Source organism: Fructilactobacillus sp. X2R5C2, from assembly GCF_059901375.1.
This window is the reverse complement of the sequence record NZ_JBWXUX010000003.1, coordinates 63,430-89,363: the sequence shown is the minus strand read 5'-3', so window position 1 is coordinate 89,363 and position 25,934 is coordinate 63,430. Positions and strand designations below refer to the sequence as shown.

The following is a 25,934-nucleotide window of genomic DNA, read 5'->3' as shown; positions in this document are numbered from 1 at the left end:
CCCCTGTTTAACAGGAGGTTTTTTATTAATGTGATGAAATCCACATCAGAATTAATGCAATACCAAAGAACAAAATTCCTAGTACCACAGTCACTTTTTGCATAAATGCCTCAAAGCCCCTAGGCTTGGACTCAGAGGAAGAATCGTTCGCACCACCAGAAAGTGACGACATTGCATCATTATTCTTAGAAGGTTGCATTAAAACTGCACCAATAATGAGGATACTAACGATCCATAATAATATCATCAAAAGATTATTCAAAAAAATGCCTCCTACCCATTAGCTAAACAGGCTTATCAATACTTTAATTAGTTTAGCATAAATGCGGAGTTATTTCTAGTCCATCCTATTTTCCGGTCCGATTGATTCTAATGAACCAAACTGAACTAACTAATAAGAGTACTACCCCAATCAATGATAAGAACCAACTACTTTTTTCACCCGTTCGAGGTAAAATCCGGGAGTGATGACGACGATCAGTGGTACTTTTATTATTTTTAAAAGTAGGTTGGGTTCGGTGATTTGCGTTATTAGTAACCCGATGATCATGAATTTCTGACCAACTAGTTGTGGGCTTTCTCAAATGATGATTGATGTGATCATCAGGAACTTGGTTATTGTTATGACTTATCATCCCATTAATAGAACGAGTGTGACCCGGATGCTTCGGAAAGACTAAACGATCTTTGGAAGGTTGCTTTTTCGAAGGCTTCTCGATCTTTTCTTCACATTTGGAATTGTGATCCTTTTTAGTAGGTTTTAGTGGGATATGATGATCTTCGTTATTCCCCTTCTCATGGTTCTCATCATGATGGTTGCTTGGTTTAACCGGAATGGGTACGACCGGAGTATGTTTTTTATCATCATGATTAGGAATGGGCTTTGGTTCTGGCTTATTATCACTAGGAACGGGTGTAATTGGCACCGGTGGGGTTGGAACTGGATCAGGAATTTTTTCATCTTTATTGTAATTAAAGACCACCACGTCCCTCCCGATATAGATTGGTGCAATACTTGTGTCTAAATGGAACCCAGGAATGATCGGAGCCTTGATGTCAGCTCGATTCTTAACGTTCACCTTTGCAATATCAAAGGCGTAGGATGAATCCTTTACTCCATCCTGATTAATCCAATGCTTGTGAGCGGTAATGGTATAATCACTTGCTTTCGTAATTGGTGCAAAAAAACTCATTGACAAACCAACGGTAGCAACAATTAATGCTAAAAACAGCGGAAACTTTTTTGTGATATTCATATTTCTCCTCCTCTTTCTGTAATTAGATACGCAGGCGGATTCGAAACTTATGAATTTATGTATAAAAAAACACCTTCATAACGAAGGTGTTTTAATTTTATTATTTTTTAATGATTGCTTCTTTAGCTTCTGGGCTCAAGTTGTAGAATGAGTTAATTCCCTTGTACACAGCAACTGATCCTAATTGATCTTCAATTCTCATCAATTGATTGTACTTAGCAATTCTTTCACCACGGCTCATTGAACCAGTCTTGATCTGGCCAGTGTTTAAAGCAACAACTAAGTCTGAAATAGTGGTATCTTCAGTTTCACCAGAACGGTGAGAAATAATTGCAGTGTAACTAGCTTCCTTAGCCATGTTAACGGCATTAACAGTTTCAGTTAAAGTACCGATTTGGTTAAGTTTGATCAAGATTGAGTTAGCAACGTTCATCTTGATACCCTTTGATAAGTATTCAGTGTTAGTAACGAACAAATCATCACCAACAACTTGAACTTTCTTACCTAAGCGTTTAGTAGCCATTTGCCAATCTTCCCATTCGTTTTCATCCAATGGGTCTTCGATTGAAATGATTGGGTACTTGTCAACGATTTCATCAAGTAAAGTGATAAATTCGTCAGCAGTGTATGACTTACCGTCACCAACCAAGTTGTACTTCTTAGTGTCAGCGTTGTAAAATTCTGAAGCCGCACAGTCAAAGGCAATTGAAATGTCCTTACCAGGCTTGTATCCAGCACGTTTAATAGCTTCAACTAAGATTTCAAATGGCTCTTCGTTATTCTTCAAATCAGGTGCAAATCCACCTTCATCACCAACAGCGGTTGAGTATCCACGTTCTGCCAAGATAGCCTTTAAGTTATGGAAAGTTTCTGATCCCATCCGAACGGCTTCTCTAAATGTTTTTGCACCAATTGGCATAATCATGAATTCTTGGAAATCAACCTTGTTGTTAGCATGCTTACCACCATTGATAACGTTCATCATTGGAGTTGGAAGAACATGTGCATCGAAACCACCTAAGTAGTTATACAATGGAACACCAAGTTCGTCGGCTGCGGCTCTAGCAGCAGCAATTGAAACAGACAAGATTGCGTTAGCACCTAACTTAGCTTTGTTAGGAGTACCATCAAGCTTGATCATAGCTTGGTCAATACCTAATTGATCAGTTACATCAAAACCAACGATTTTTTTTGCAATGATGTTGTTAACGTTGCTAACAGCTTTAGTAACACCTTTGCCCATATATCTATTTTTGTCTCCGTCACGAAGTTCAACAGCTTCGTGTTCACCGGTTGAGGCACCTGATGGGACGATTCCACGGCCCATTGCACCGTCTTCTGTGTAAACTTCAGCTTCAACAGTTGGATTACCACGTGAATCCAACACTTCGCGAGCATAAATATCAGAAATAATTGACATGTTATCTCTCCTTAGTGAATTTGTTACCTATATTTAAAGGTCAACTTAATTCTATTAGTTTAGGCCTTAAGTTGCAATCATAATAACTATTTATTTTGTAAATCTTGGTAATTTGCTAGCTCTAAAAATTCCTTAGATTTAAGACTGCTCTTTCCGGCTAAAATGCCGTCAATATCAATCTGTTTCATCAAAGCAACGATGTTATCAGGATCAACACTACCACCGTACAAAATTCTGATCTGATTAGCAACATCATCCGAATAAATGTCAGCCAAAGTTTGTCTGATTAAATAACATCCTTCTTCAGCTTCAGTAGTTGACGCACTGTGACCAGTTCCGATAGCCCAGCTTGGTTCGTAAGCAATGACAACCTTTAGGGCGTCCTTTTCAGAAACACCCTTTAATCCAGCCGTCACTTGATTAACAACCCAGTGAATTCGATCACCAGTTTCAAGCCGACCCATCGTCTCGTCACAACAGAGAATGGGACGCATTCCGTTGCTTAGAACCGCATGAACCTTCTTATTGATGATATCGTTGGTTTCATTAAAATAACGACGTCTCTCAGAATGTCCTACAATGACGTATGGAATTCCCATCTGGCTGAGTGCCTTGGGACTTACTTCCCCCGTATAAGCACCTTCATTTTTGTAAAAACAATTTTCGGCTGTGACATGCAATGGACTAGATCCATTGGCTTTAAGCATTGATTCAAGAAACAATGGTGAAGCTGCTAAAGCAGTCTCAACGTTCTTAGGATCTGGTAACTTATCTTTAATATCGATTACAAATTGAACCGCTTCATCTAAAGACAAGTTCATTTTCCAGTTCCCACCAATAAAAGGAATACGCATGATACTTCTCCTTTCGTAATTCATCTTTATCTATATTTTAGCCGAAAGAGAAGCAATAAGCTAGAAAATTGACACAGACAAAAAAAGTCATCGAATAAATCGATGACTTTTTAAATTATTTTTTATCTGAAATTGATGCAATCCCTGGAAGTGTCTTACCTTCAAGGTATTCAAGTGAAGCTCCACCACCAGTTGAAATATGGGTTAACTTATCAGCAACACCCAATTCTTTAACAGCAGCAGTTGAATCTCCACCACCAACAATGGTAGTAGCATCCTTCAAAGTACCTAAGAATTCACCAATTGCCAAGGTTCCCTTAGCAAACTTAGGAAATTCAAAGACACCCATTGGTCCATTCCAAACGACCGTCTTAGCGTCTTTTAGAACATCTTCAAATAATTTAATACTCTTAGGTCCAATGTCAAGACCCATCATGCCATCAGGAATTCCACCATCAACGATTTCAGCTTTAGCATCATTTGAGAACTTATCAGCTACAACTGAGTCAACGGGTAGGACGATTTTATCGCCAGCCTTTTTAAGGATATCTTTGGCAACATCAATCTTGTCTTTTTCAACAAGTGAGTTACCAGTAGGAATGCCCTTAGCAGCATAGAAAGTATAAGTCATTCCACCACCAATGATGATCTTGTCGGCTTTATCTAACAAGTGGTCAATAACACCAATCTTATCAGAAACTTTAGCACCACCAAGAATTGCGATGAATGGATGCTTAGGATTATCAACAGCGTTACCTAAGAACTTGATTTCCTTTTCCATCAAGTATCCGGCAGCAACTGGCTTACCTGCTTTTTCCATTGCCTTGGCAATACCAACGTTTGAAGCATGTTCTCTATGAGCAGTTCCGAACGCATCATTAATGAATTCATCACCAAGTGAAGCCCAGTATTCACCTAACTTAGGATCATTACCAGATTCACGTTTAACGTTTTCACCATTTACAACGTCTTCATAACGAGTATTTTGTACCAAAAGGACTTGGCCATCTGACATATTGTCAATAGCTTCTTCAAGTTGTGGACCCTCAGTAACAGGAACAAAGGTAACTGGTTTGCCAAGCAACTCAGCTAGCTTTTCTGCGACTGGACGAAGTGACAAACCTGGTTTGTCGTCTTCTTTTTTAATTCGGCCTAAGTGAGAGAACAGAATTGCCTTACCACCATGATCAATTACGTACTTGATTGTAGGAAGTGCAGCAACAATTCGGTTATCATCACCAATTTTACCGTCCTTAACCGGAACGTTAAAATCGACTCTCATTAGAACTTTTTTGCCTTGAACATCTAAATCGTCAACGATTACTTTTGCCATCGTGATTGCCTCCAATGTTTAATTATATTTTATAAAGGAAAAGACGGAAGAGATTTCCCTCCTCCGCCTTTTCAAAGTTGCAATCTAAAATTATAGAGTAGCAAATTTCAACAAGGTACGAACCATGTTGCAAGTGAAGCCCCATTCGTTATCGTACCAAGCAACAGTCTTAACTAATTGTGTGTCACCACTTTGGGTGATTTCAGTTTGACCTGGATCAAATACTGACCCGTGTGAGTCTCCGATAACATCAGTTGAAACCATGTAATCGTTAGCGTAACCAAAGGCATCGTTAACATGGCTCTTCATAGCATCGTTAACTTCTTCAGCAGTAACGTTCTTGTCTAAGATAGCTACTAATTCAGTTAATGAACCATCAGCTACGGCAACACGTTGTGCGTGACCTTTAAGGACACCATCAAGTTCAGGGATAACCAAACCGATAGCTTTAGCAGCACCACTTGAGTGAGGTACAGTGTTAATAGCAGCGGCACGGTTATTTTGTAACTTAGCACTACGTGGGCCATCTTGAAGTGCTTGTGAAGCAGTGTAAGCATGAACAGTAGTCATAGTACCTAACTTAACGCCGAAGTCTTTGTTCAACCAGTAAGCCATAGGTGCTAAACAACTAGTGGTACATGAACCAGCAGAAACAATCTTGTCTTCTGAAGTTAAGTCGTCCATGTTAACACCAGGAACAACAGTAGTCATTTGACCAGCAGGAGCTGAAATCAAGACACGCTTTGCACCGGCATCAAGATGAGCTTGTGCCTTTTCTTTTGATGTGTAGAAACCGGTACATTCAAGTACGAAGTCAACACCATCATTCTTAACCCAAGGAATGTTCTTTGCGTCACGTTCTGCATAAACTGGGATACGAGTACCATTAACGATAATTGCATCTTCAGTAGCTGAAACGTCACCGTCAAAACGACCATGAACTGAGTCATATTTTAATAGGTAAGCTAACATTGAAGGGGTAGTTAAATCATTAATTGCTACGACTTCGATATCACTTGAATTTAATTCAAGGATACGTCTGAATGCTAGACGACCAATTCTTCCGAAACCATTAAGACCAATTTTTGTAGTCATAATATGCTTCCTCCTTTTGGAATAATCAAATTTTAATACATTCACATCTTAACACTTTTGCCAAATCATGTCAGTGATTAAAAACACCAAACGACAAGCCGCAAGCGATAAAATTGTGACAATGAATTCGAAATTCATCACCAGAGATAGTATAGCAAAAACTAACCCGATTTGTAATTAAAAAACCATTATTATCTTGAGTTTTTTCCTCTAATCTACTATATTTAAGAATGTACTGCGCGTGTAGTGTAATGGATAGCACGTAAGATTCCGGTTCTTAAGATGACGGTTCGATTCCGTCCATGCGCATAAAAGCAGTGAGAGATTAACCCTCACTGCTTTTAATTTCGCTCAATTTGCCAGTATAATAGAAGAAAATTGATACTATTCTAGTAAGGAAACCAGCATGAAATTAAACGAAAAGCTAAAAAAATATCGAAATCAAAATAACCTTACTCAGGCTGAAGTGGCCCAAAAACTCAACGTGTCTCGTAAGACCATTTCAGCATGGGAAAATGGTCGAAGCAGGCCTGATCAAGATGCCATCACAGCGTTAGCGAATCTCTATGACATCTCAACTAATGAACTAATTGGATCCAAGTCCAAGAGTTCATCCCAATCAAAATTAACATTTAGACAGAAAATGATCCGAATCAAACGTTACGGCTATATTTCCAAATACGCCTACTTCTTTGAGCTAGTTTTACTAGTAATTGGGGTAGTCTTATTCATTTTGCCGTTTAATCTCCATGACTTATGGTTAATTCCCCTCTTCGTAATTGATCTTTGTGTCATCATCCTTTACGAAAAGAATTGGAAAACCATCACAGATGACAAGCCATTGATGAAAAAAATCGAAATTTTATCACCAATTCTATGGCTAGTTATTTTTCTGATTGGCTGCGTTATTAACCTTGACGCCATGCTTAGTCATGATTTAATGATGAAAATTGGAACTATTATTGGTATAATTATGTTTTCATTAACACTAAGTGCTGGCTTGATTTTAGGAATTTTATTCCCACTTAAGCGGATGACGGTCAAACGGTCGTCTAAGAATTAGTTAGACAATTACATCATGAAAATACTGATATAAAGGCAATGTAACCCGTGATGTAACCCTTAAATAGACATAATTATTAATATTTTGTTTAGACTAGCCATGCTTAGCTAGCCTTTTGTGTGTGAACAACTTAAGATAGTTATTGAAGTTAATGCAGAAGTAAGTAAGCAATTTAAAAAGGAGAAGATACTATGTGTGGATTTACTGGTTATATTAACCAAGATAATATCCCAAAGGATACTATCAAAAATATGGCTCAAAGAATTAAACATCGTGGTCCAGATGATGATGGATTCTTCCAAAACGAAGATGTCTCGATGGGATTTCGGCGTTTATCAATTATTGACCTTGCCAACGGTCACCAACCAATGTTTGGTGACAATGACACCGACGTCTTAACATTTAATGGTGAAATTTATAATTACAAAGATTTACAAAAAGAACTAATTGAAGCTGGCCAGGAATTCGATACTGATTGTGATTCAGAAGTTTTAATTCGTGGATACGAGGCATGGGGTCCTAAGAAGTTACTTTCTAAGCTCCGTGGAATGTTCGCCTTTGCCATCTATGATTCCAAAAAGCATCAGGTATTCGGTGCCAGAGATCACTTTGGGATTAAACCAATGTATTACTATGATGATGGTAAAAACTTTATGTGGGGATCAGAAATCAAGGCCTTTTTGGCTAACCCTAATTTCAAAAAAGAAATTAATACAAAACTGCTCCCGGTTCATCTTAGCTTTGAATTCATTCCTTCAGCAGAAACAATGTTCAAGAATGTCTACAAGGTTATGCCAGGACAGTACTTCATCTATAAAGATGGAAAAACTACCACCGACACATTCTACAAATACAATTACGATCACATTGATGACTCTCAAACCATCGATGGTGACGCTAAAAAAATCGAAGGACTCGTTGATGATAGTGTCAAAGTCCACATGGCTTCCGATGTTCCACTAGGTAGTTTTCTATCAAGTGGAGTTGACTCCAGTTACGTTTTAAACGAAGCTGCTAAAATCAAACCAATGCAATCCTTCTCACTTGGCTTTAACGGTTCTAAGTACAGTGAATTAAGCTGGTCAACCAAATTTGCTAAGGAAATTGGGCAGAAAAATACCGCTACCACCATTGATGGCGATGATTACTTTGATTTTCTTCCTACCATGATGTACTACATGGACGAACCTCTATCAAACCCATCTGCACCACAACTTTACTACTTATCACACAGTGCACGAAAAGATCTCATTGTGTCGCTCTCTGGTGAAGGTGCCGACGAATTCTTCGGTGGTTACAATACTTACCTAGAAGCCTTCACTTTTGAGAAATATCAAAAAATGGTTCCTAAGTTTATAAGAACAGCTCTCGGTAAGATGGCTTCAATGTTCCCACGTTTCCACGGACGTCGCTTCTTAATGCGTGGTGCCGAACCACTTTACGAACGTTACTACCGGGTTAACTATGTCTTTGATCAACATGATCGTGATCGTGTCTTAAAGGATAAGTCACTTAACTTTGATACTGGTGAGTACACTAAACACATCTTTGACGAAGTTGCTGGCAAAGATGAAGTAACCCAAGAACAATACTTTGATATTAATACCTGGCTACCATTTGATATCTTGCATAAAGCCGATCGTATGAGTATGGCTAACAGCCTTGAAGTTCGTACTCCATTAGTTGATAAGGAAGTTGCCGCCTTTGCGCAAACAATGCCAACTAAGACACGAATCACCTTTGATAAGGATGGTAATCCAATTACCAAAGCAGCATTTAGAAAAGCCGCTTCCTCACAAGTTCCAAAGGTGGTCGCTGATAAAGAAAAACTTGGTTTCCCATCACCAATCGCTCAATGGATCAAGGAACCTAAATATCATGCTAAAATTGAAGAAGCCTTTCATTCTGACATTGCTAAGAAGTTCTTCAACGTGGACGAATTAGACTACATTCTAAAAGAACACATGGAAGGTAAGTCCAGTATGCAGAAGATCTTTACCATCTACACTTTCATTCTTTGGTATGGTGTTTACTTCCCAGAAGACACCAACATGAACTACAATAAAGAAGTTGATTTACACAAATACTCACGTGAATCGATCGCTTAATTATCATCAAGCAAAGTCTTTGACCTTTATTGACCTTTAATGTAGAATGACTTTTATAACTTGATATAATTTAAAATTATCAAAGGAGGAGTATGGATATGAATTTAGTTCCAACTGTCATTGAAAACTCACCACAAGGTGAACGTGCATATGACATTTACTCACGTCTTCTAAAAGACCGAATCATTATGTTATCCGGTGAAATTCAGGATGATATGGCTAACGCAGTTATCGCTCAACTATTGTTCTTGGATGCCCAAGACTCTGACAAAGATATCTACTTGTACATCAACTCACCCGGTGGTGTGATCACTTCAGGAATGGCCATCTACGATACGATGAACTTCATCCACGCAGATGTTCAAACCATCGTTATGGGAATGGCTGCATCAATGGCCAGTGTCTTGGCTTCATCTGGTGCTAAGGGTAAGCGTTTTGCATTACCACATTCTCAAATCATGATTCACCAACCATCTGGTGGTGCTCAAGGTCAACAAACTGAAATTGAAATTGCTGCCAAAGAAATTTTACGAGCACGTAAGATGATTAATGAATTACTTGCTGAAAACTCCGGTCAACCACTTGAACGAGTTAACCGTGATACTGAGCGAGACAATTACCTTACTGCCGATGAAGCAGTTGATTATGGTTTGATTGATGGCATCATGAAGAACAGTTCTGACAAAAAATAATTAAATATTATTTCATAATAAAAGCAGTATTTAGAATAATTCTAAATACTGCTTTTTTGTTGTTTTATTATCATTCATTTGACCGTAACTCCGTCGCAAATTCATTAATCTTACGTAAACGATGATTGACTCCTGACTTAGAAATCGGACCATTTGGCACCAGATCGCCTAGTTCCTTTAAACTAACCTCCTGATGCTTCATCCGAACTTCTGCTACATCGCGCAATTTTGGTGGTAATTTCTTTAATCCCACCGTATCATTAATAAACCGAATGTTCTCAATTTGTTTGGTAGAAGCATTGGCCACCTTATTCATGTTGGCGTTCTCACAGTTTACCAACCGATTAACGGAATTACACATGTCCCGTACAATCCGAATATCTTCAAACTTCAGCATGGAGTTCGTGGCCCCAATCAACTGAAGAAAATCAGCAATCTTTTCGGCTTCTTTTAAGTATGCGATACAACCGCTCCGTCTGGTAGTGGTTTTAGCTCCCAAATGGTAGTGATTCATCATTTCCGCAATCATTTCATTATGATTTTCGTACGTAGAATAAATCTCCAAATGGTACCGAGACGTCTCTGGATTATTAACGGACCCTCCCGCTAAAAAGGCTCCACGCAAATAAGAACGCACTTGTCCATCATCCTTCAGAAGCTCCATTGGAACCCGTTCAATGATCTTATTGCCATCCAAAATTCCAAGATCATCCAAGATTTCACGCACATGATGATTTAGTCGCACCACGTAAAGATTGTTCTTTTTCAGCTTCATCTTTTTTCTTACTAAGACTTTTCCCTCCACGTGATAAAACTGAAGTAAAAGTCGATACAATCGTCTGGCAATTGCGGGATTCTCAGATTGCATATCCAGTACGAATCGTTTTTCGTATATTTTAAGTGTTCCATTCATTCTAATCAAAGCCATCAATTCAGCCTTGGCATTGGCTCGATGAACTTCTAGATTAGTTAATTCTTTTTTGACGTCACTAGCATATGACATCTCATCATCCCCTAATGACGAATTTTAGGTTGCCCTAATAAGCGAATCAGTTCATCTGAAACTAGTGGGCCATTATGAAAAGCCCCATGATCCCGTAATTCAAGAAAATCAGAAGAAATGACGCGACACCCCTGTTCTTTTAAACCCTTAAAATCAGATTTAACTGGTTGAGCTTCATCACCCCAACGTTGATGATCAACGTAACTGGCGGGCACTTTCTTATTATTAACTAAAACGGTGTCAATAAAATTAGTCTTCAGATGTCGGTTCAAGACCCGAACGTGGTCGGCATCGGTAAAATTATCAGTTTCACCCTTTTGGGTCATAATATTACAAATATAGACCACTTCGGCATCAGTCTCGGTAACAGCCTTACCAACATTATCAACCATTAAGTTAGGCAGGATGCTGGTAAATAAGCTTCCTGGGCCTAACACAATTTGATCAGCATCCATAATAGCGTTAATCACACTTGGAACCGCTTCTGGCTTCTTATTTCCATCAGTTGGTTCAACCCAAACTCTTCGAATCATTTTATCAGAATTAGTGATCTCTGATTCACCAGACATAGTTGTGCCATCAGCGAACTCAGCATGTAGTTCCAGACTCTCATCACACACCGGATAAACATGACCATCAACTTTCATAATGTCAGTTAACTTTTGAATGGCATCAAAAAAGCCTCCACTCATTTCCGAGAGTGCAGCAATTATTAAATTACCAATGGCATGACCGGCAAGAAACTTGTCAGATGATTCAAAGCGATACTGGAAAATATCTAAATCAATCTGTGGCAACGTCGAAAGCGCCGCCAAGACGTTTCGAATGTCTCCCGGCGGTAGTACATTGATATAGTTTCGGAGGATGCCAGATGATCCACCATCGTCAGCGACCGTAACCACTGCAGTGATATCAACATCACGTTTTTTTAAACTCTTTAAAATTACAGGTAATCCGGTTCCCCCGCCAATGACAACCATCTTTGGGCGACCGATTCTTTTACCTACTTTGTCAATCATTTACTTAACCCCTTTGTGACGGTTAATGTCTCTATGTGTGACATTAACGGGATACCCGAGCTGATCCTTGATATCCTTAGCTAATCGCTCAACCATTGCGACCGAACGATGTTGACCGCCAGTACAACCAATTGCCATTGTGACAGTTGATTTTCCTTCTTTTTTAAATTTAGGTAACGTAAACTTAACGAGGTCAAAGACTTTTTTGTAAAACTCATTTGCTTCATCCTGGTTCATGACGTAATCATAAACGTCTTGATCTTTCCCAGTCTTACTTCTCAATTTAACTACATAAAAGGGATTCTTCAAAAAACGCACGTCTAAAATAATATCAGCATCGATTGGAAGTCCATATTTGAACCCGAATGACATTAACTCAACGTGAAATGGTTCCGAATGAGATAATTCAAACTTATGAATAATTTCCTCACGGAGCTCTTGCGGCGTCAAATCACTGGTATTAATGACCAGATCAGCCGAGTCTTTAACCCTTTTCATTAGTTTTCGTTCTTTTTCAATTCCGTCAACAACCCGTCCGTTTCGTGCTAATGGATGGGTCCGACGGCTTTCTTTATATCTAGATACTAATTTTTCATCAGAGGCATCGAGGAAGATTACCTGATCCTCAGTGTCCTTATCATTGGCCATTTCAACTAAAGTATCAACAATTTCACGATACGAAGCTGGTGCTCTTAAATCAATTACTAAAGCCACTTTCTTGATTTCACTAGATGTATGAACTAGTTCCATGAATTTTGGAATCAGAGCCGGTGGAATGTTATCCACACAAAAATATCCTAAATCCTCACATGTCTGCATCGCAAGTGTCTTACCCGCTCCACTCATACCCGTAATAATCACAAACTGTTCGTTGTCTGCCATTTTTGATGCCTCCAAACTCTTCCCAGTATAACATACCGGGTGTGTCATTTATATAGCTAACCTTTGATTCCAAAAAAGGGATTAATGACTACCCATTAATCCCTTCCTGTTTTTCAATGTACTCATTCACCGTATCTGGATTGATTCCCGGAAAGGCTTCGGTAACACTTTGATTTGCATACTGTTGCTTTAGTTGTTTTCCCCTTTGAACCCCAAAATCCATCAATGAATTCTGTTTTTTAAATTTAATTAGTTGAGCAGCTGGGGTCAAATTTGGATCCATTAATTTTTTGGTGGCAGCTGCAAGAGCTTCCTCTAACTCCACTTTTAAACTATCTGGAGCGTACTGAACCAAACGATTAATACGCTTCATGATCACACTGGCTTGTTGCTTTAAATTGGCCGGTAAATGGTCAGTGGGATGTTGCAAAGCAACCTGATTATTTTGTGCTTTGGCTTCATCCAATTGCTCATCACTCCACTCTTGAGGATTAATAATGGCGTCTACAATTAAGAGGTGGATTAAATCCAAGGTTTTTAAATCAATTTCCAAAAAATCAAATGGATCTAAATCTAGGGTTCGTAATTCAAGGTAATCAAACCCCTTTGCTTGAACTGAATTAATTCCATCTTTCGCCTTTAACCTCACTGGACCATAAAACTCACTTTCAGAAAATAACTTATGCGAATTCACTTCATGTTGCAAATCATTCACATATTCACTTAAACTGCCATAGGAGACGTGAATCTCTTTAGCATTTTCATAACCATACTTACTGGATCGCAGGGAACGGACTGGAACCACTTGTTGCTCCACCCCGAATAATTGATCATCCGAGTTTTCTGATAGTGGTGTAGCCCCAAATAGATACGTAATTAACCAACGTTCACCAACTAATTGTTGGGCAATTTGAAACAAAAGTTCCGTTTGTGCCCGTTTTTTGCTCTTAATATGATGATTACTTTGAAAAATCGCAATTATTTGATCGCTTGGTGAATAATTAAAGTGAATTCCACACATGATTTGCCGAAAAATCCCATAGCGCTTTGTCAGCCACTTGCGATAATCAGCCATCCCAAAGCGCTTAAACGTGTTCCTAACAAAATCAACATCATCTTCACTTAGTTGAGGTGGCATCGACATCGGCCAAATAATCTCATTTGGTTTGAGGGTTCCATGCAAAATTGATTGAAGGGAACGCATCTGCTCCAACACACCTTTCATGGTTGCGTGTTTATCGGTAACCAGTTCCTCCATACTTTCAGCAAAATCAGTCTGAAAGTGAGTCTTCTTCCCCTGTCGATCACCCAATTCTTTTTGATGTGGGAAGCGGGAGAGACTATCACGACTGAGGTCAACCCGATTTTCTTCGATCTCGATGCCAAACAAACCAGCGAACAGTTCGTTTGATGAACTTGCAAGTTCTACTTTGCTTCTCATTTTCATCCCTCCAAACGCTTTGATTAATTTCACTTTGAATCAATTAGTGAAATTTCCAACAGTTTACACCGTTCAGCTTTCACGTCAATAGAATTGGGTTAATTAATTAAGTAATCGCCCACAATTTTATGATTCATTCCTAAAAGCTTAAATTTACCCAAATAAATTCAAATTTAAACTGCAAAACAGAGACATTTGTGGCATAATGAAACCGTATACATTAGGAGGGATTTGAGACCATGATTGAAAAATTTTTAATTGGAACTTACACCATTAATGCAAGTCAAGGAATCTATCAAATTGAATTAGATACCGACAAGAAACAACTGCAAAACACCCAACTGGTAGCGGAAATTGGAAGCCCTACATACCTTGCAGAGTCGAAGGCCCACAAGATCTACTCAGTTGACAGAAACATGGAAGAACCTGAACTACGAGGCGGAGTAGCTACGTTCGATGGCAAGACCATTCCCGCCAAGGAAATGCAGGAATGCATCGAGAAGGGAACTTCAGCTGCCTTTGTTTCCATCGACGAAAGACGACAGTTTGTTTTCACTGCCAATTACCACATGGGGCATGCCAGTGTTTACAAGATTCAATCAGATGGCACACTCAAACTAACTGATCGTGCTCATGACAACGGAATCCCTGGCCCACTTCCAGAACAAGCTGACGGACCTCACCCTCACTACGCTAACCTTACTCCAGATGACCGGTTAGTTGTCTGTGACTTGGGACTTGATCGAGTTTACCTTTATGATGTTTCCGATCAAGGTAAGTTAAGCCTTGTCAGTGAAATCAATACCCATCCTGGCTTTGGACCACGAAACATTACCTTCGTGCCCGGAACTGGAAAGGGTTACCTAGTTGGCGAATTAAGCAGTAAAGTGGCCGTAATTGACTATAACGAAGAAGCCGGCTTATTCACAATTCAACAAATTATTTCCACCATTCCTGACGACTGGGAAAGCCACAACGGAGCAGCCGGAATTAAGGTTTCTAAAGACAAGCGCTTTGTCTACGTCTCCAACCGTGGAAATGATTCAATTGCAGTCTTTAAGATCAAACCAAACGGTGACTTAAGACGGATTCAATTGATCTCAAGCGAAGGTGAATTCCCTCGAGACTTCAATTTCAGTGAAGACGAATCCATGTTCATCGTTACTAACCAAAATAGTGATAATGCCAGTCTTTATTCTCGTGATGCCGAGACCGGAAAGCTCACTTTAATTCAAAAAGACTTCCAAGTTCCTGAAGGGACTTGTGTCGTTAGACGAGAAAATATCGACTAATAATTGATTTAGTATCAAACAAAAAGGCAGCTTGCTGAAATTCAGCAAGTTGCCTTTTTAGTTAATTCTTTATTCGTTATCGAGGTCACTGTCGATGTCATCTTTAACATCTTGGGCTTTGTTCTTTAAGTTACCTTTACCGCTTTGTAAATCACCTTTGATCTTATCAATGGTGTCACCCGATAAAGCACCTTTAATTTGTTGTGCTTTGCCTTCAGCTACATCGCTCAAGTTATCGACACGATCAGCAATATCGTCTAAATCGTAACGATCTTCAAGTACTAAGTAACCTAAAACAATGTTTGCACCTAAACTAAAACCTAAAAGTAAATTCTTCATAATGACCCTCCTAGTATTGTTTGATTAATCAATATAATAATATCATGGTTGGAAAATAATAACTAGCAAAGACTTCCCCACTGGATCACTTCTTAATAGTTTTTATCAAAAAAGACATTTGATATATTCAAATGTCTTTTTTACTTTATAATCTGTGAACAAATGCCAACATAATCATATTGATTCCAGCAACCAATAGTACGATCCCAATAATGACGGCCAAAACTTTGGCAGCTAGGTTAGGATCTAACAACAAGAAAAATCCTAAGAATAGTGTAATGAGATCGAAAATTAGTGAGGTCCAGAAGATACCACCATTAAACTTTCTAACGTGATCAACCACAATTAGTTGACAGATTGAATAGACCAAAATCCAAACCGCAAATAAAATTCCAATGGTAAAGATCCCAGCATGAATCTTAAACAAGAAGAGAAGTGCCAGTAAAATCTCAATGGCACCGCCAATCAGCATCGTAAAACTCCGATAACCAATTTCTTGACTTAGCTTCCGGTAAACCCAAATGGACTTCACCCCTGCAACTAGCGCAACAATCGCAAAGATAACGGCGAGTGCTGCAGCACTACCAGTAGGATGAAAGAACATTAATACGGCAGCCAACAATAATACGACTCCAAACAGGCATTCAAACCAATCAAATCCCCATTCTTTACCTTCGTTCATCATAAATATGACCTCCAATAGTTTATTACAACTATATCTTACCACATCTACTTTGGTTGTTTTTCAGCTGCGATAGTTCGCTTCGTATCACGTTCTAAAACGGGCTTTAAATATTCGCCTGTATAACTATTTTTTAGTTTGACAATCTGTTCAGGAGTGCCAGTACCGACAACGTATCCACCGGCAGCTCCACCTTCAGGTCCTAGATCAATCACATGATCAGCTTCTTTAATCACATTCAAATTGTGTTCAATGATTAAAACGGTATTTCCCTTATCAACTAACTGAGATAGTACCCCAATCAAGCGTTTAATATCATCTGTATGAAGACCAGTGGTAGGTTCATCAAGAATATAGAAATTATTTCCAGTGGAACGCTTGTATAGTTCTGAAGCTAACTTCATTCGTTGAGCTTCACCACCTGACAAGGTATTAGCTGGTTGCCCTAACTTGACGTATCCTAGTCCCACATCCGCAATGGTTTGTAACTTCCGGGTGATCTTCGGAATCGCCTTAAAGAATTCAAGCGATTCGTTAACAGTCATATCAAGGACTTCAGCAATATTTTTACCCTTATACTGGATCTCAAGGGTCTCAGAATTATATCGTTTCCCATGACAAACTTCACAAGGAACGTAAACATCAGGCAAAAAGTTCATCTCAATCTTCAAAATTCCGTCACCATGACAGGTCTCACAACGACCACCTTTGATGTTAAAACTAAAGCGGCCTTTTTTATAACCACGTAATTTTGCTTCATTGGTTTCGGCAAATAACCCCCGAATATCATCAAAGACCCCCGTGTATGTAGCGGGATTACTTCGCGGTGTTCGGCCAATTGGACTCTGATCAATGCTAACTAGTTTTTCGATGTTCTTCCATCCCGTGATTGATTTATACTTACCGGGCTTTTCAGAATTATGATTTAGTTTCTGTGCTAAGGCACGCTTTAAAATATCGTTTACTAAAGTCGATTTCCCAGATCCAGAGACTCCGGTAACTACGTCGAATTTTCCTAATGGAAATTTAACGGTAATATCCTTTAAATTGTTTTCTTGAGCACCCTTTAGGGTTACGTTCTTTCCATTCCCCTTCCGGCGTTTCAACGGAACCGGAATAAATTTTTTACCTGACAAATACTGTCCCGTCAGTGACTTCGGATTTTGGGCCACTTCTTCAGGAGTTCCAGTAGCAACAATCTTACCACCATTTTCACCGGCACCTGGTCCCACGTCGATTAAGTAATCAGCGGACCGCATGGTGTCCGAATCATGTTCAACAATCACGAGGGTATTCCCTAAATCACGCATTTTCTTCAGTGATTTAATTAAACGATCGTTATCCCGTTGATGAAGGCCAATTGATGGTTCATCTAGGACATACAAAATTCCTGATAGGTTAGAACCAATCTGGGTGGCAAGCCGAATTCTTTGTGCCTCTCCACCAGAAAGGGTTCGAGCTGATCTTGACAAAGTTAGATAATTTAACCCAACGTTTTCTAGAAATTCGAGTCGATCACAAATTTCCTTAATAATGGGATGGGAAACAACAGTATCCTGTTCCCCAAAAGTAAGTTTACTAAAGAATTGGCGTTCATCAGCAATGTTCATATCAGACACTTCACCGATGTGTTTACCGTTAATTTTGACTGCCAGGGCCTTTTCGTTTAAACGATAGCCATGACACGTTTGACAGGTTAATTCTGTCATGTATTTTTCCATTTGTTCCCGCGTAAAATTGCTATTAGTTTCATGATAACGACGTTCAACGTTGTTAATCACACCCTCAAAGGGAGCGTCAACATCACGGACACCACCAAAATCACTCTTGTAATGAAAATGGAAGGTTTTTCCGTTGGAACCATTCATCAATAGATCACGTTGTTTTTTCGGCAATTTCCGATATGGGGTATCCATATCAATGCCAAAAGCCGCACATGCCTGTTCCAACATAGCGGGATAATACTTAGAACTAATGGGATTCCAAGGCTCAATTGCACCCTCATTAAGGGTTTTATCGGGATCTGGAACCACCAAATCATTATCAACTTCGAGTTTAACTCCGAGACCATCACATTCTGGACATGCACCATATGGAGCATTGAACGAGAATAGTCGTGGTTCTAATTTTCCTACGGTAAAGCCACAAATGGGACAAGAATAATGTTCTGAAAAGACCATTGGATCTCGTTTACCTAGAAAATCAGCAATTGCATAACCATCACTTAACCGAAGGGCCGTTTCGAGTGAATCAGATAATCGGGAATTAATTCCGTTTCTGACAACGATCCGATCGACCACTACATCAATGTTGTGACGTTTGTTTTTATCTAAATTAAAGTCTTCGGTTGCATCATGAATTTCTCCGTCAACCCGAACTCGCACAAAGCCTTCGCGTTTAATTCTTTCAAAAACCTTTTTGTGCTGTCCTTTTTTATCTCTGACGACCGGTGACATGATCTGGAGCTTGGTTCGTTCGGGTAGAGCCATGATTTCGTCAATCATCTGATCCACCGATTGACTGGTAATGACAGTTCCATCGTTTGGACAGATCGGAGTTCCAACTCTCGCCCACAGTAAACGCAGGTAATCGTTAATCTCAGTAACGGTTCCGACGGTTGAACGTGGATTCTTAGAGGTAGTTTTCTGGTCAATCGAAATGGCCGGACTAAGCCCCTCAATTGAATCAACGTCGGGCTTATCCATTTGGCCTAAAAATTGGCGAGCGTACGAAGAAAGACTTTGGACGTAACGGCGCTGACCCTCAGCATACAAAGTGTCAAACGCTAAAGAACTCTTCCCTGATCCTGAAAGTCCGGTCATGACAACCATCTTATTCTTAGGTACATCAACGTTGACGTCCTTTAGATTATGTTCACGAGCTCCCTTGATGCGAATCACATCATTTGCCATCTAATCACCTCACTTTTTCTTTTTTTCACCTTTCAATTGCATAACAGTATCTCTTAAATTAGCGGCTTGTTCGAAATCAAGCTTCTTTGCAGCAGCTCTCATCTCATCCTCCAAGTTACCAATCATTTCTTTTTGATCCTTGGCACTCATTTGATCAAAGTCAGATTCAACAAAACTCCCATTGGTATTATCATCATTATTCTTTTCACCCTGCTTGTAAGCAGAAATTGCTTTAGGAATTGGTTTAATGATGGTCTTTGGTGTAATGTTGTGTTCTTTATTGTACTTCATTTGAATGGAACGACGACGAGCAGTTTCGTCCATTGCGTACTTCATTGAATCGGTGACGTTATCCGCGTACATAATAACATGTCCGTGCGAATTTCGTGCAGCTCGTCCGATGGTTTGAACCAACGAACGCTTATCACGCAGGAAGCCTTCCTTATCAGCATCTAAGATGGCAATCAAAGAAGTTTCGGGAACATCAATTCCCTCTCGCAACAGATTAATTCCAACCAAGACATCAAATTTACCCAAACGCAGATCACGGAGAATTTGTGTTCTTTCTAGGGTTTTAATATCACTGTGCAGATATTTAACTTTGATTCCTAGATCCTTAAGATAGTCAGTCAAATCTTCAGCCATCTTTTTAGTCAAAGTTGTCACAAAAGTTCGCTCATGATTTTTAACGCGTTTATTGATCTCACCCACTAAATCATCCATCTGGTCCTTAGTAGGACGAACTTCAACGGTTGGATCTAGTAACCCCGTAGGACGAATGATTTGTTGGACCACGTGATCGGTCTTTTCCTCTTCATACGGTCCAGGAGTAGCGGACATATAAACAACCTGATTGACTCGCTTTTCAAATTCAGGTAACTTGAGAGGACGATTATCAAGTGCGCTTGGTAATCTGAATCCATAATCAATTAACTGTTGTTTACGAGCTTTATCACCGTTAAACATCCCACCAATTTGAGGAATCGTTCGATGTGATTCATCAATAAACATCAGGTAATCTTTGGGGAAGAAATCCAGCAGCGTATACGGAGCCTCTCCTGGCTTTCTGCGGTCCATGTAACGAGAATAATTTTCAATTCCCGTTGTATAGCCCATTTCTCGCATCATTTCGATGTCATAAGTAGTTCGCTGTTTCAATCGTTGAGCTTCTAGTAACTTGCCCTTCTTCTCAAAGTCAGCAACCTGCTTTACCATTTCATCCTTAATCTCAGGGAGTGCCACGTCCATCGTTTCTTTATTGGTCAAGAAATGAGTTGCAGGGAAAATCGTAATTTGTTTACGTTCACCAATGACTTCTCCCGTTAACGTATCCACTTCGGTAATCCTATCAATTTCATCACCAAAAAATTCAATGCGATAAGCATGTTCATTTCGAGAAACCGGAAAGACTTCCACAACATCACCATGAACACGAAAACGACCACGCTGAAAATCAATGTCGTTTCGATCAAATTGAATGTTAACCAACTGACGCAAAAAGACATCACGCTCTAGTTGTTGTCCAACGTGCAACGACACGGTGTGATCCTGATACTCTTTCGGACTCCCTAATCCGAAGATTGAAGAAACCGAAGCAACAACAATCACATCATTTCGTTCTAGTAACGCACTGGTAGCGGCATGACGCAATTGATCAATCTCATCATTAATGGAAGCATCCTTTTCAATGTAGGTATCACTTGAAGGAACGTAGGCCTCGGGTTGATAAAAGTCATAGTAACTAACAAAGTATTCCACCGCATTATTAGGGAATAACTGTTTTAACTCGCTGTAAAGTTGTCCGGCTAAAGTCTTATTATGAGATAAAACCAGCGTAGGCTTATTAATGTTTTTAATGACATTTGCCATCGTGTAGGTCTTACCGGTTCCAGTTGCACCCAAAAGGACTTGATCCCGATCACCATTTTTAATCCCCTGAGTCAGTTCTTTAATTGCTTCAGGCTGATCACCAGTAGGAGTAAATTTTGAGACCAGATCAAAATTATTATTTGTTTTTTTAATCATTATTGGCACCTCTTCTTAAACTCGGAAAAAAAGGAGAAAGTTTTAACTTTCTCCCATTACTTATAATAATTCTAGCATACGAACATACTTTCGCAAAGTAATTAGACCAGTTCGTTCACCATACAAAAAGTGCGGAATTAATTCCGCACTTTTTAATTACTTTTTAGTTTTGAGCCATTCAACATAATTGAAAACGCCCTGACCGGCAGTACCACCGTCACCAACGGCAGTGGTAATCTGACGAAGATGCTTCTTTCGAACATCGCCAATTGCGAAGATTCCAGGAATTTTAGTCTTCATCTCATCATCAGTGTCAATCCAACCACTTTCATCGGTAATGCCTAAGTTCTTAAAGGCATCCGTCATTGGAAGGATTCCAACGTAAATAAAGACACCTGAGGCTTTAATTGAAGAAGTTTCACCGGTCTTGTTGTTCTTCACTTCAACACCAGTTACCTTCTGATTATCACCCTTGATCTCGGTCACATTGGTGTTCCAAACAAAGTCAATGTTATCTTTGTCAAAAGCACGCTTTTGAAGAATCTTTTGAGCTCGAAGTTGATCTCGACGGTGAATAACCGTGACGTGCTTTACAATATTGGACAAATAAGTTGCTTCCTCAATAGCGGAATCACCACCACCGACAACGACAACGTCTTCACCCTTAAAGAACGCACCATCACAAACGGCACAGTATGAAACACCCTTTCCACTGTATTCTTGTTCACCAGGCACACCAAGTTTTTTGTACTCAGAGCCCGATCCAATAATTACAGAAGGAGCTTCATAGTCACCATCTTCGGTTCTAACGATTCGTTTATCACCATCAATATCAATGCCAGTAACGGTTCCATAGCCATATTCAGCACCAAATTGAGTACTACCATCGTACATTTTCTTGGATAAATCGGGTCCTAAAACTGATTTAAATCCAGGATAATTTTCAATTTCGGCGGTATTATTCATTTGACCACCATAGATACCGCGATCAAGCATTAATACTGATAGTTCGGCACGTGATGCATACAGTGCTGCCGTCATTCCGGCTGGACCAGCACCGATTACGATTACATCATATTGTTTTGCCATTTTATCACCTCAATCATTATTTATTGTTTGTTACTTTCTTTAATTCGTCAAGAACTGGTTCATAGTTTGGTTGGTGGGTGATTTCAGGAACAGCTTGGCAATACAAAATTTTGCCTTCAGGATTTACCAAGTAAACTACCCGAGCCAAGTGGCCAAATGCCGGGATATATAAGTGCATTGCTTTTCCGAATGAGCCATTGAAATCTGATAGAATTTCCATGTTGTTAACACCATGAGCTGCACACCAATTCTTTTGAAATTCAATGGGATTATTGGAAATTGTAATGAATTTAACTCCCTCAAACTTTGATGCCTCTTGGTTAAAACGTGCGGTTTCTAAACTACATACCTTTGTCTTCAGGTTAGGAACAACACTAATCAAAGTTGTCTGACCCTTTAAATCATTGGTTGTAACATCCTTACCATCAGCATTCTTCACCGTAAACTGTGGTAGATAGTCTCCTACTTTGGGTTGATCATTGCCCATTAACCATGATACTGGTAGTCCACCTAATTTAATTTTCATAACCAAAAACCTCCTTAACTAATATCAATTGTACAAAATTATATTATCATAAATTGAATTAAATGTTTAATCTTTATACTCACAAATAAAAAATGCCGACTAGTGCCGGCATTTCAATTAATTCTTTTGTTGTTCGTCTTCCTTAGTCAATTTTTGACCAAGTTTTTTAATGTATTCACGTAATTCCTGTTCAATTTCAGGATGCTTCAACCCGAAGGTAATGTTAGTTTCAAGCCAACTCAGTTTGTTACCTGTATCGTAACGATCACCCTTAAACTCGTGAGCAAACACCCTCTGGGTTTGATTTAAAGTGTTAATGGCATCTGTCAATTGAATTTCGTTACCCTTACCAGGTTTGGTGTGTTCCAAAACATCAAAAATCTGAGGTGTCAAAAGATAACGTCCAATAATGGCTAAATCACTTGGAGCATCCTTTGGATCTGGCTTTTCAACGAAATTACGTACGTTGTATAGTCCATCAGAAACTTCACTAACGGGGTCGATTACTCCGTATTTAGAGGTTTCCTTGTGGGGAACCTTCATTACTGCAAGGGTGGAAGCCCCGGTTTTTTCGTAACTATTCATTAACTGCTTAGTGAGAGGAGTAGTGTCCTCCATTAAATCATCACCAAGCATTACAACGAAGGGATCGTTGCCAATGAAACTCTTTGCTGTCAGAACAGCATCACCTAATCCGCGTGGATATGATTGTCTGATAAAGTAGATGTTCATATCATTCGTTTTTTGAATTGACTTGAGCATCTTTTCCTTACCCTTTTTTTCAAGGTTCTCTTCAAGCATCACGTTTGAATCGAAATGATCTTCAATCGCACGCTTACCTTTGCCAATCACAATCACAATATCTTTAATGCCAGAAGCCTTGGCTTCCTCAACAATGTATTGAATGGTTGGAATATCGACGATTGGTAGCATTTCCTTTGGAAGTGCCTTAGTTTCAGGTAAAAATCTTGTTCCTAAGCCAGCGGCTGGAATAACAGCTTTAGTTACTTTTTTCATCTTCTTATATACCCCTTTTAGAATTAAACCTGTTCTGAACGACCTTCTCGAGCCATGAGGTTCGAAATAGCGTCCGAAACGGTTTCTTCATCATTGATTACTGCATGAATTGCGGATGTAATGGGCATCTCAACCCCACGTTGTTTAGATAATTCATATGCAGCTTGGTTAGTGGCAATCCCTTCGATTACCATGCCCATGTCTTTTACAACGTCATCTAACTTCTTACCTTGACCAAGCTGATAACCAGCTCGCCAATTACGTGAATCAGAACTGGTAGCGGTAACAATGACATCACCTAAACCAGAAAGTCCACTAAAAGTTAATGGGTCCGCACCAAATGATACACCTAAACGTGATATTTCCGCAATACCACGGGTCATCAAAGCGGCTTTAGCGTTGTCGCCGTAGCCTAAACCAACCAAGGCTCCGGCTCCAAGTGCAATAATATTTTTCAAGGCCCCACCAATTTCAACACCAATAATGTCGTTGTTGGTGTAAACCCTGAAGTAATCATTCATAAATAGTTTTTGAAAATGTTCAGCTGAGGGCATGTCATCACTAGCAGCAGTTACCAATGTGATATCTCTTCTGGCAACGTCCTCAGCCTGACTTGGTCCAGAAATTACTGAAATCGATTTGCGATTCTTTTCATCAATTTCTTCTTGAAGGACCTGCGACATTCGATCGTAGGATCCTTTTTCAATGCCCTTACTACCATGAATGATATAGGGCTTAATGTTCATTTGATTCAAAACTTCGTTAGCTTGTCTTGCCACTGATCGAGTCGCTTGCGACGGAACGATGAACAAGATGTCATCAACTCCATCAAGTGCCTCACTCATATCCGCATAGGCTTTCATCTTGGTTGGAAAGGTAAAATCCTTGATGTAATGAGAATTGGTATGCTTGATGTTTAGTTCGTCCACCTGTTCCTTACTTTTTGACCAAACTCGAACTTCGTGACCATTTTCAACTAAAATATCAGCCAGCATGCTGCCCCACGATCCGGCACCAAGTACTGCAATTTTTTCTGTCATTATTTTCTATTCTCTCCTACAAATTAACTATTATAGTACCAAACTAATTGATCATTTTTTCTTCGGTAAATCAAGACAATTAGGGCCACCACGAATAATACAATCGACAGTAACTGTGAAACTCGAATTCCACTAAATAGCATCAAACTATCAGTTCGCATTCCCTCGGTAAAGAAACGCCCAAACGAGTACCACATTACGTAACTTAAAAAGATTTCACCACGCTTAAAGAACTGCGGTGCATGTCTCATGATCATCAAAAGAGCAAACCCGGATAAGTCCCATAATGATTCATACAGAAAAGTGGGTTGGCGATAAGCACCACTGATAAACATCTGGTTAATGATCAAGCTTGGTAAATGTAAATGTTGCAAAAAATGAAGTGAAGTAACCGCACCAAATGCCTCTTGGTTCATGAAATTACCCCAACGACCAATTCCCTGGGCCATGATAACGGTTGGTGCAGCAATGTCCAGAATCTGCCACACCGATAAATGGTGTTTAAAACAGAACCACCAAATAAACAGTCCAGCTCCAATCAGAGCCCCATAAATGGCAATTCCACCATCCCAAATTTGAACAATCTCATCTAAATGGTGTTGATAGTATCCCCATTGAAAAACAACGTAGTAGATCCGCGCTGAGATAATGGCAATTGGAATGGCCCATAAGATCATGTCGTACAAGATGTCTTCATTTAAGTGCTGTCGTTTAGCTTCTTTCATTGACAGATAAACGGCAATCAAAACGGCCGCAGCAATGAAGATTCCGTACCAGTGAACCGCAATCGGTCCGAGATGAATTGCCACTGGATTTAATGCTAATATGCTAAACACAACTTTCACT

Annotated in this window: 23 protein-coding genes and 1 tRNA gene; 5 read left to right on the top strand and 19 right to left on the bottom strand. The window is 39.5% G+C overall.

What is annotated here, in order from left to right:
* Positions 1 to 25: 25 nt before the first annotated feature.
* The 6 genes from secG to gap form a co-directional block, all read right to left on the bottom strand.
* A complete protein-coding gene (gene secG / locus AC6UD2_RS04875) occupies positions 26 to 262 on the bottom strand; it encodes a preprotein translocase subunit SecG (RefSeq protein WP_010021870.1) in 237 nt (78 codons plus the stop codon).
* An 85-nt stretch (positions 263 to 347) separates the two neighbouring features.
* Positions 348 to 1,256, bottom strand: a complete 909-nt coding sequence (locus AC6UD2_RS04870; protein WP_500698190.1) for an LPXTG cell wall anchor domain-containing protein — start codon at positions 1,254 to 1,256, stop codon at positions 348 to 350.
* Between the two features lie 100 nt (positions 1,257 to 1,356).
* Positions 1,357 to 2,676 (bottom strand): phosphopyruvate hydratase, encoded by a 1,320-nt coding sequence (gene eno / locus AC6UD2_RS04865; RefSeq protein WP_039144458.1) that lies wholly within the window; start codon positions 2,674 to 2,676, stop codon positions 1,357 to 1,359.
* 86 nt (positions 2,677 to 2,762) lie between these two features.
* Positions 2,763 to 3,530 carry a triose-phosphate isomerase gene (gene tpiA, locus AC6UD2_RS04860; protein WP_500698189.1) on the bottom strand — a complete coding sequence of 256 codons (768 nt, stop codon included), beginning with the start codon at positions 3,528 to 3,530 and terminating at the stop codon, positions 2,763 to 2,765.
* A gap of 115 nt (positions 3,531 to 3,645) precedes the next feature.
* Positions 3,646 to 4,863, bottom strand: coding sequence for a phosphoglycerate kinase (locus tag AC6UD2_RS04855; RefSeq protein ID WP_039144463.1), 1,218 nt, complete (start codon positions 4,861 to 4,863; stop codon positions 3,646 to 3,648).
* 90 nt (positions 4,864 to 4,953) lie between these two features.
* The gene (gap, locus tag AC6UD2_RS04850; RefSeq protein ID WP_010021864.1) at positions 4,954 to 5,958 is read right to left on the bottom strand and encodes a type I glyceraldehyde-3-phosphate dehydrogenase; all 1,005 of its coding nucleotides are present in this window, start codon (positions 5,956 to 5,958) and stop codon (positions 4,954 to 4,956) included.
* 237 nt (positions 5,959 to 6,195) lie between these two features.
* On the opposite strand from gap, the gene AC6UD2_RS04845 reads away from it, so the two are divergent.
* The 4 genes from AC6UD2_RS04845 (at position 6,196) to clpP (ending at position 9,821) form a co-directional block, all read left to right on the top strand.
* A tRNA-Arg gene (locus AC6UD2_RS04845) sits at positions 6,196 to 6,267 on the top strand.
* A gap of 97 nt (positions 6,268 to 6,364) precedes the next feature.
* Positions 6,365 to 7,021, top strand: a complete 657-nt coding sequence (locus AC6UD2_RS04840; RefSeq protein ID WP_052236613.1) for a helix-turn-helix domain-containing protein — start codon at positions 6,365 to 6,367, stop codon at positions 7,019 to 7,021.
* 191 nt (positions 7,022 to 7,212) lie between these two features.
* Entirely contained in the window at positions 7,213 to 9,129 is a 1,917-nt protein-coding gene (gene asnB / locus AC6UD2_RS04835; RefSeq protein ID WP_500698188.1) for an asparagine synthase (glutamine-hydrolyzing), read from the top strand.
* Positions 9,130 to 9,227: 98 nt separating this feature from the next.
* Positions 9,228 to 9,821: an ATP-dependent Clp endopeptidase proteolytic subunit ClpP gene (gene clpP / locus AC6UD2_RS04830; protein ID WP_010021861.1), complete on the top strand. Its 594-nt coding sequence runs from the start codon at positions 9,228 to 9,230 to the stop codon at positions 9,819 to 9,821.
* A gap of 70 nt (positions 9,822 to 9,891) precedes the next feature.
* Here clpP and whiA read toward each other — a convergent pair whose 3' ends face one another.
* From whiA to AC6UD2_RS04810, 4 genes are all read right to left on the bottom strand, one after another.
* Positions 9,892 to 10,824 carry a DNA-binding protein WhiA gene (whiA, locus tag AC6UD2_RS04825; RefSeq protein ID WP_500698187.1) on the bottom strand — a complete coding sequence of 311 codons (933 nt, stop codon included), beginning with the start codon at positions 10,822 to 10,824 and terminating at the stop codon, positions 9,892 to 9,894.
* Between the two features lie 11 nt (positions 10,825 to 10,835).
* Complete coding sequence (mgfK, locus tag AC6UD2_RS04820; protein WP_259739935.1) at positions 10,836 to 11,843, bottom strand: gluconeogenesis morphogenetic factor MgfK; 1,008 nt, start codon at positions 11,841 to 11,843, stop codon at positions 10,836 to 10,838.
* A complete protein-coding gene (gene rapZ / locus AC6UD2_RS04815; RefSeq protein WP_039144475.1) occupies positions 11,844 to 12,725 on the bottom strand; it encodes an RNase adapter RapZ in 882 nt (293 codons plus the stop codon). It abuts the gene before it with no gap.
* Between the two features lie 88 nt (positions 12,726 to 12,813).
* Positions 12,814 to 14,166 carry a glutamate--cysteine ligase gene (locus AC6UD2_RS04810; protein ID WP_500698186.1) on the bottom strand — a complete coding sequence of 451 codons (1,353 nt, stop codon included), beginning with the start codon at positions 14,164 to 14,166 and terminating at the stop codon, positions 12,814 to 12,816.
* Positions 14,167 to 14,405: 239 nt separating this feature from the next.
* Here AC6UD2_RS04810 and AC6UD2_RS04805 point away from each other — a divergent pair, with 239 nt between their 5' ends.
* Positions 14,406 to 15,458, top strand: coding sequence for a lactonase family protein (locus tag AC6UD2_RS04805; RefSeq protein WP_010021853.1), 1,053 nt, complete (start codon positions 14,406 to 14,408; stop codon positions 15,456 to 15,458).
* A gap of 69 nt (positions 15,459 to 15,527) precedes the next feature.
* On the opposite strand, the gene AC6UD2_RS04800 is transcribed toward AC6UD2_RS04805, so the two are convergent.
* From AC6UD2_RS04800 to lgt, 9 genes are all read right to left on the bottom strand, one after another.
* Positions 15,528 to 15,797, bottom strand: coding sequence for a CsbD family protein (locus tag AC6UD2_RS04800; protein WP_010021852.1), 270 nt, complete (start codon positions 15,795 to 15,797; stop codon positions 15,528 to 15,530).
* Positions 15,798 to 15,942: 145 nt separating this feature from the next.
* The gene (locus tag AC6UD2_RS04795; protein ID WP_039144479.1) at positions 15,943 to 16,482 is read right to left on the bottom strand and encodes an HdeD family acid-resistance protein; all 540 of its coding nucleotides are present in this window, start codon (positions 16,480 to 16,482) and stop codon (positions 15,943 to 15,945) included.
* Between the two features lie 44 nt (positions 16,483 to 16,526).
* A complete protein-coding gene (gene uvrA, locus AC6UD2_RS04790; protein ID WP_500698185.1) occupies positions 16,527 to 19,391 on the bottom strand; it encodes an excinuclease ABC subunit UvrA in 2,865 nt (954 codons plus the stop codon).
* A gap of 9 nt (positions 19,392 to 19,400) precedes the next feature.
* The gene (gene uvrB / locus AC6UD2_RS04785; RefSeq protein WP_500698184.1) at positions 19,401 to 21,416 is read right to left on the bottom strand and encodes an excinuclease ABC subunit UvrB; all 2,016 of its coding nucleotides are present in this window, start codon (positions 21,414 to 21,416) and stop codon (positions 19,401 to 19,403) included.
* Positions 21,417 to 21,572: 156 nt separating this feature from the next.
* Positions 21,573 to 22,505 (bottom strand): thioredoxin-disulfide reductase, encoded by a 933-nt coding sequence (gene trxB, locus AC6UD2_RS04780; protein ID WP_500698183.1) that lies wholly within the window; start codon positions 22,503 to 22,505, stop codon positions 21,573 to 21,575.
* A gap of 16 nt (positions 22,506 to 22,521) precedes the next feature.
* Positions 22,522 to 23,031 (bottom strand): thiol peroxidase, encoded by a 510-nt coding sequence (gene tpx / locus AC6UD2_RS04775; RefSeq protein WP_039144489.1) that lies wholly within the window; start codon positions 23,029 to 23,031, stop codon positions 22,522 to 22,524.
* A 117-nt stretch (positions 23,032 to 23,148) separates the two neighbouring features.
* Positions 23,149 to 24,048, bottom strand: a complete 900-nt coding sequence (gene galU / locus AC6UD2_RS04770; RefSeq protein WP_259739936.1) for a UTP--glucose-1-phosphate uridylyltransferase GalU — start codon at positions 24,046 to 24,048, stop codon at positions 23,149 to 23,151.
* 23 nt (positions 24,049 to 24,071) lie between these two features.
* A complete protein-coding gene (locus tag AC6UD2_RS04765; protein ID WP_500698182.1) occupies positions 24,072 to 25,088 on the bottom strand; it encodes an NAD(P)H-dependent glycerol-3-phosphate dehydrogenase in 1,017 nt (338 codons plus the stop codon).
* A 23-nt stretch (positions 25,089 to 25,111) separates the two neighbouring features.
* Positions 25,112 to 25,933 (bottom strand): prolipoprotein diacylglyceryl transferase, encoded by an 822-nt coding sequence (lgt, locus tag AC6UD2_RS04760; RefSeq protein ID WP_500698181.1) that lies wholly within the window; start codon positions 25,931 to 25,933, stop codon positions 25,112 to 25,114.
* Between the last annotated feature and the right edge of the window lies 1 nt (position 25,934).

Excerpts from the sequence above, each read along its gene's own strand:
- AC6UD2_RS04795 (WP_039144479.1), bottom strand. The coding sequence starts at position 16,482 with ATGATGAACGAAGGTAAAGAATGGGGATTTGATTGGTTTGAATGCCTG.
- uvrA (WP_500698185.1), bottom strand. The coding sequence starts at position 19,391 with ATGGCAAATGATGTGATTCGCATCAAGGGAGCTCGTGAACATAATCTA.
- asnB (WP_500698188.1), top strand. The coding sequence starts at position 7,213 with ATGTGTGGATTTACTGGTTATATTAACCAAGATAATATCCCAAAGGAT.
- whiA (WP_500698187.1), bottom strand. The coding sequence starts at position 10,824 with ATGTCATATGCTAGTGACGTCAAAAAAGAATTAACTAATCTAGAAGTT.
- mgfK (WP_259739935.1), bottom strand. The coding sequence starts at position 11,843 with ATGATTGACAAAGTAGGTAAAAGAATCGGTCGCCCAAAGATGGTTGTC.
- AC6UD2_RS04810 (WP_500698186.1), bottom strand. The coding sequence starts at position 14,166 with ATGAGAAGCAAAGTAGAACTTGCAAGTTCATCAAACGAACTGTTCGCT.
- tpx (WP_039144489.1), bottom strand. The coding sequence starts at position 23,031 with ATGAAAATTAAATTAGGTGGACTACCAGTATCATGGTTAATGGGCAAT.
- gap (WP_010021864.1), bottom strand. The coding sequence starts at position 5,958 with ATGACTACAAAAATTGGTCTTAATGGTTTCGGAAGAATTGGTCGTCTA.
- clpP (WP_010021861.1), top strand. The coding sequence starts at position 9,228 with ATGAATTTAGTTCCAACTGTCATTGAAAACTCACCACAAGGTGAACGT.
- AC6UD2_RS04840 (WP_052236613.1), top strand. The coding sequence starts at position 6,365 with ATGAAATTAAACGAAAAGCTAAAAAAATATCGAAATCAAAATAACCTT.
- galU (WP_259739936.1), bottom strand. The coding sequence starts at position 24,048 with ATGAAAAAAGTAACTAAAGCTGTTATTCCAGCCGCTGGCTTAGGAACA.
- tpiA (WP_500698189.1), bottom strand. The coding sequence starts at position 3,530 with ATGCGTATTCCTTTTATTGGTGGGAACTGGAAAATGAACTTGTCTTTA.
- AC6UD2_RS04805 (WP_010021853.1), top strand. The coding sequence starts at position 14,406 with ATGATTGAAAAATTTTTAATTGGAACTTACACCATTAATGCAAGTCAA.
- rapZ (WP_039144475.1), bottom strand. The coding sequence starts at position 12,725 with ATGGCAGACAACGAACAGTTTGTGATTATTACGGGTATGAGTGGAGCG.
- AC6UD2_RS04870 (WP_500698190.1), bottom strand. The coding sequence starts at position 1,256 with ATGAATATCACAAAAAAGTTTCCGCTGTTTTTAGCATTAATTGTTGCT.
- trxB (WP_500698183.1), bottom strand. The coding sequence starts at position 22,505 with ATGGCAAAACAATATGATGTAATCGTAATCGGTGCTGGTCCAGCCGGA.
- AC6UD2_RS04800 (WP_010021852.1), bottom strand. The coding sequence starts at position 15,797 with ATGAAGAATTTACTTTTAGGTTTTAGTTTAGGTGCAAACATTGTTTTA.
- eno (WP_039144458.1), bottom strand. The coding sequence starts at position 2,676 with ATGTCAATTATTTCTGATATTTATGCTCGCGAAGTGTTGGATTCACGT.
- AC6UD2_RS04765 (WP_500698182.1), bottom strand. The coding sequence starts at position 25,088 with ATGACAGAAAAAATTGCAGTACTTGGTGCCGGATCGTGGGGCAGCATG.
- AC6UD2_RS04855 (WP_039144463.1), bottom strand. The coding sequence starts at position 4,863 with ATGGCAAAAGTAATCGTTGACGATTTAGATGTTCAAGGCAAAAAAGTT.
- uvrB (WP_500698184.1), bottom strand. The coding sequence starts at position 21,416 with ATGATTAAAAAAACAAATAATAATTTTGATCTGGTCTCAAAATTTACT.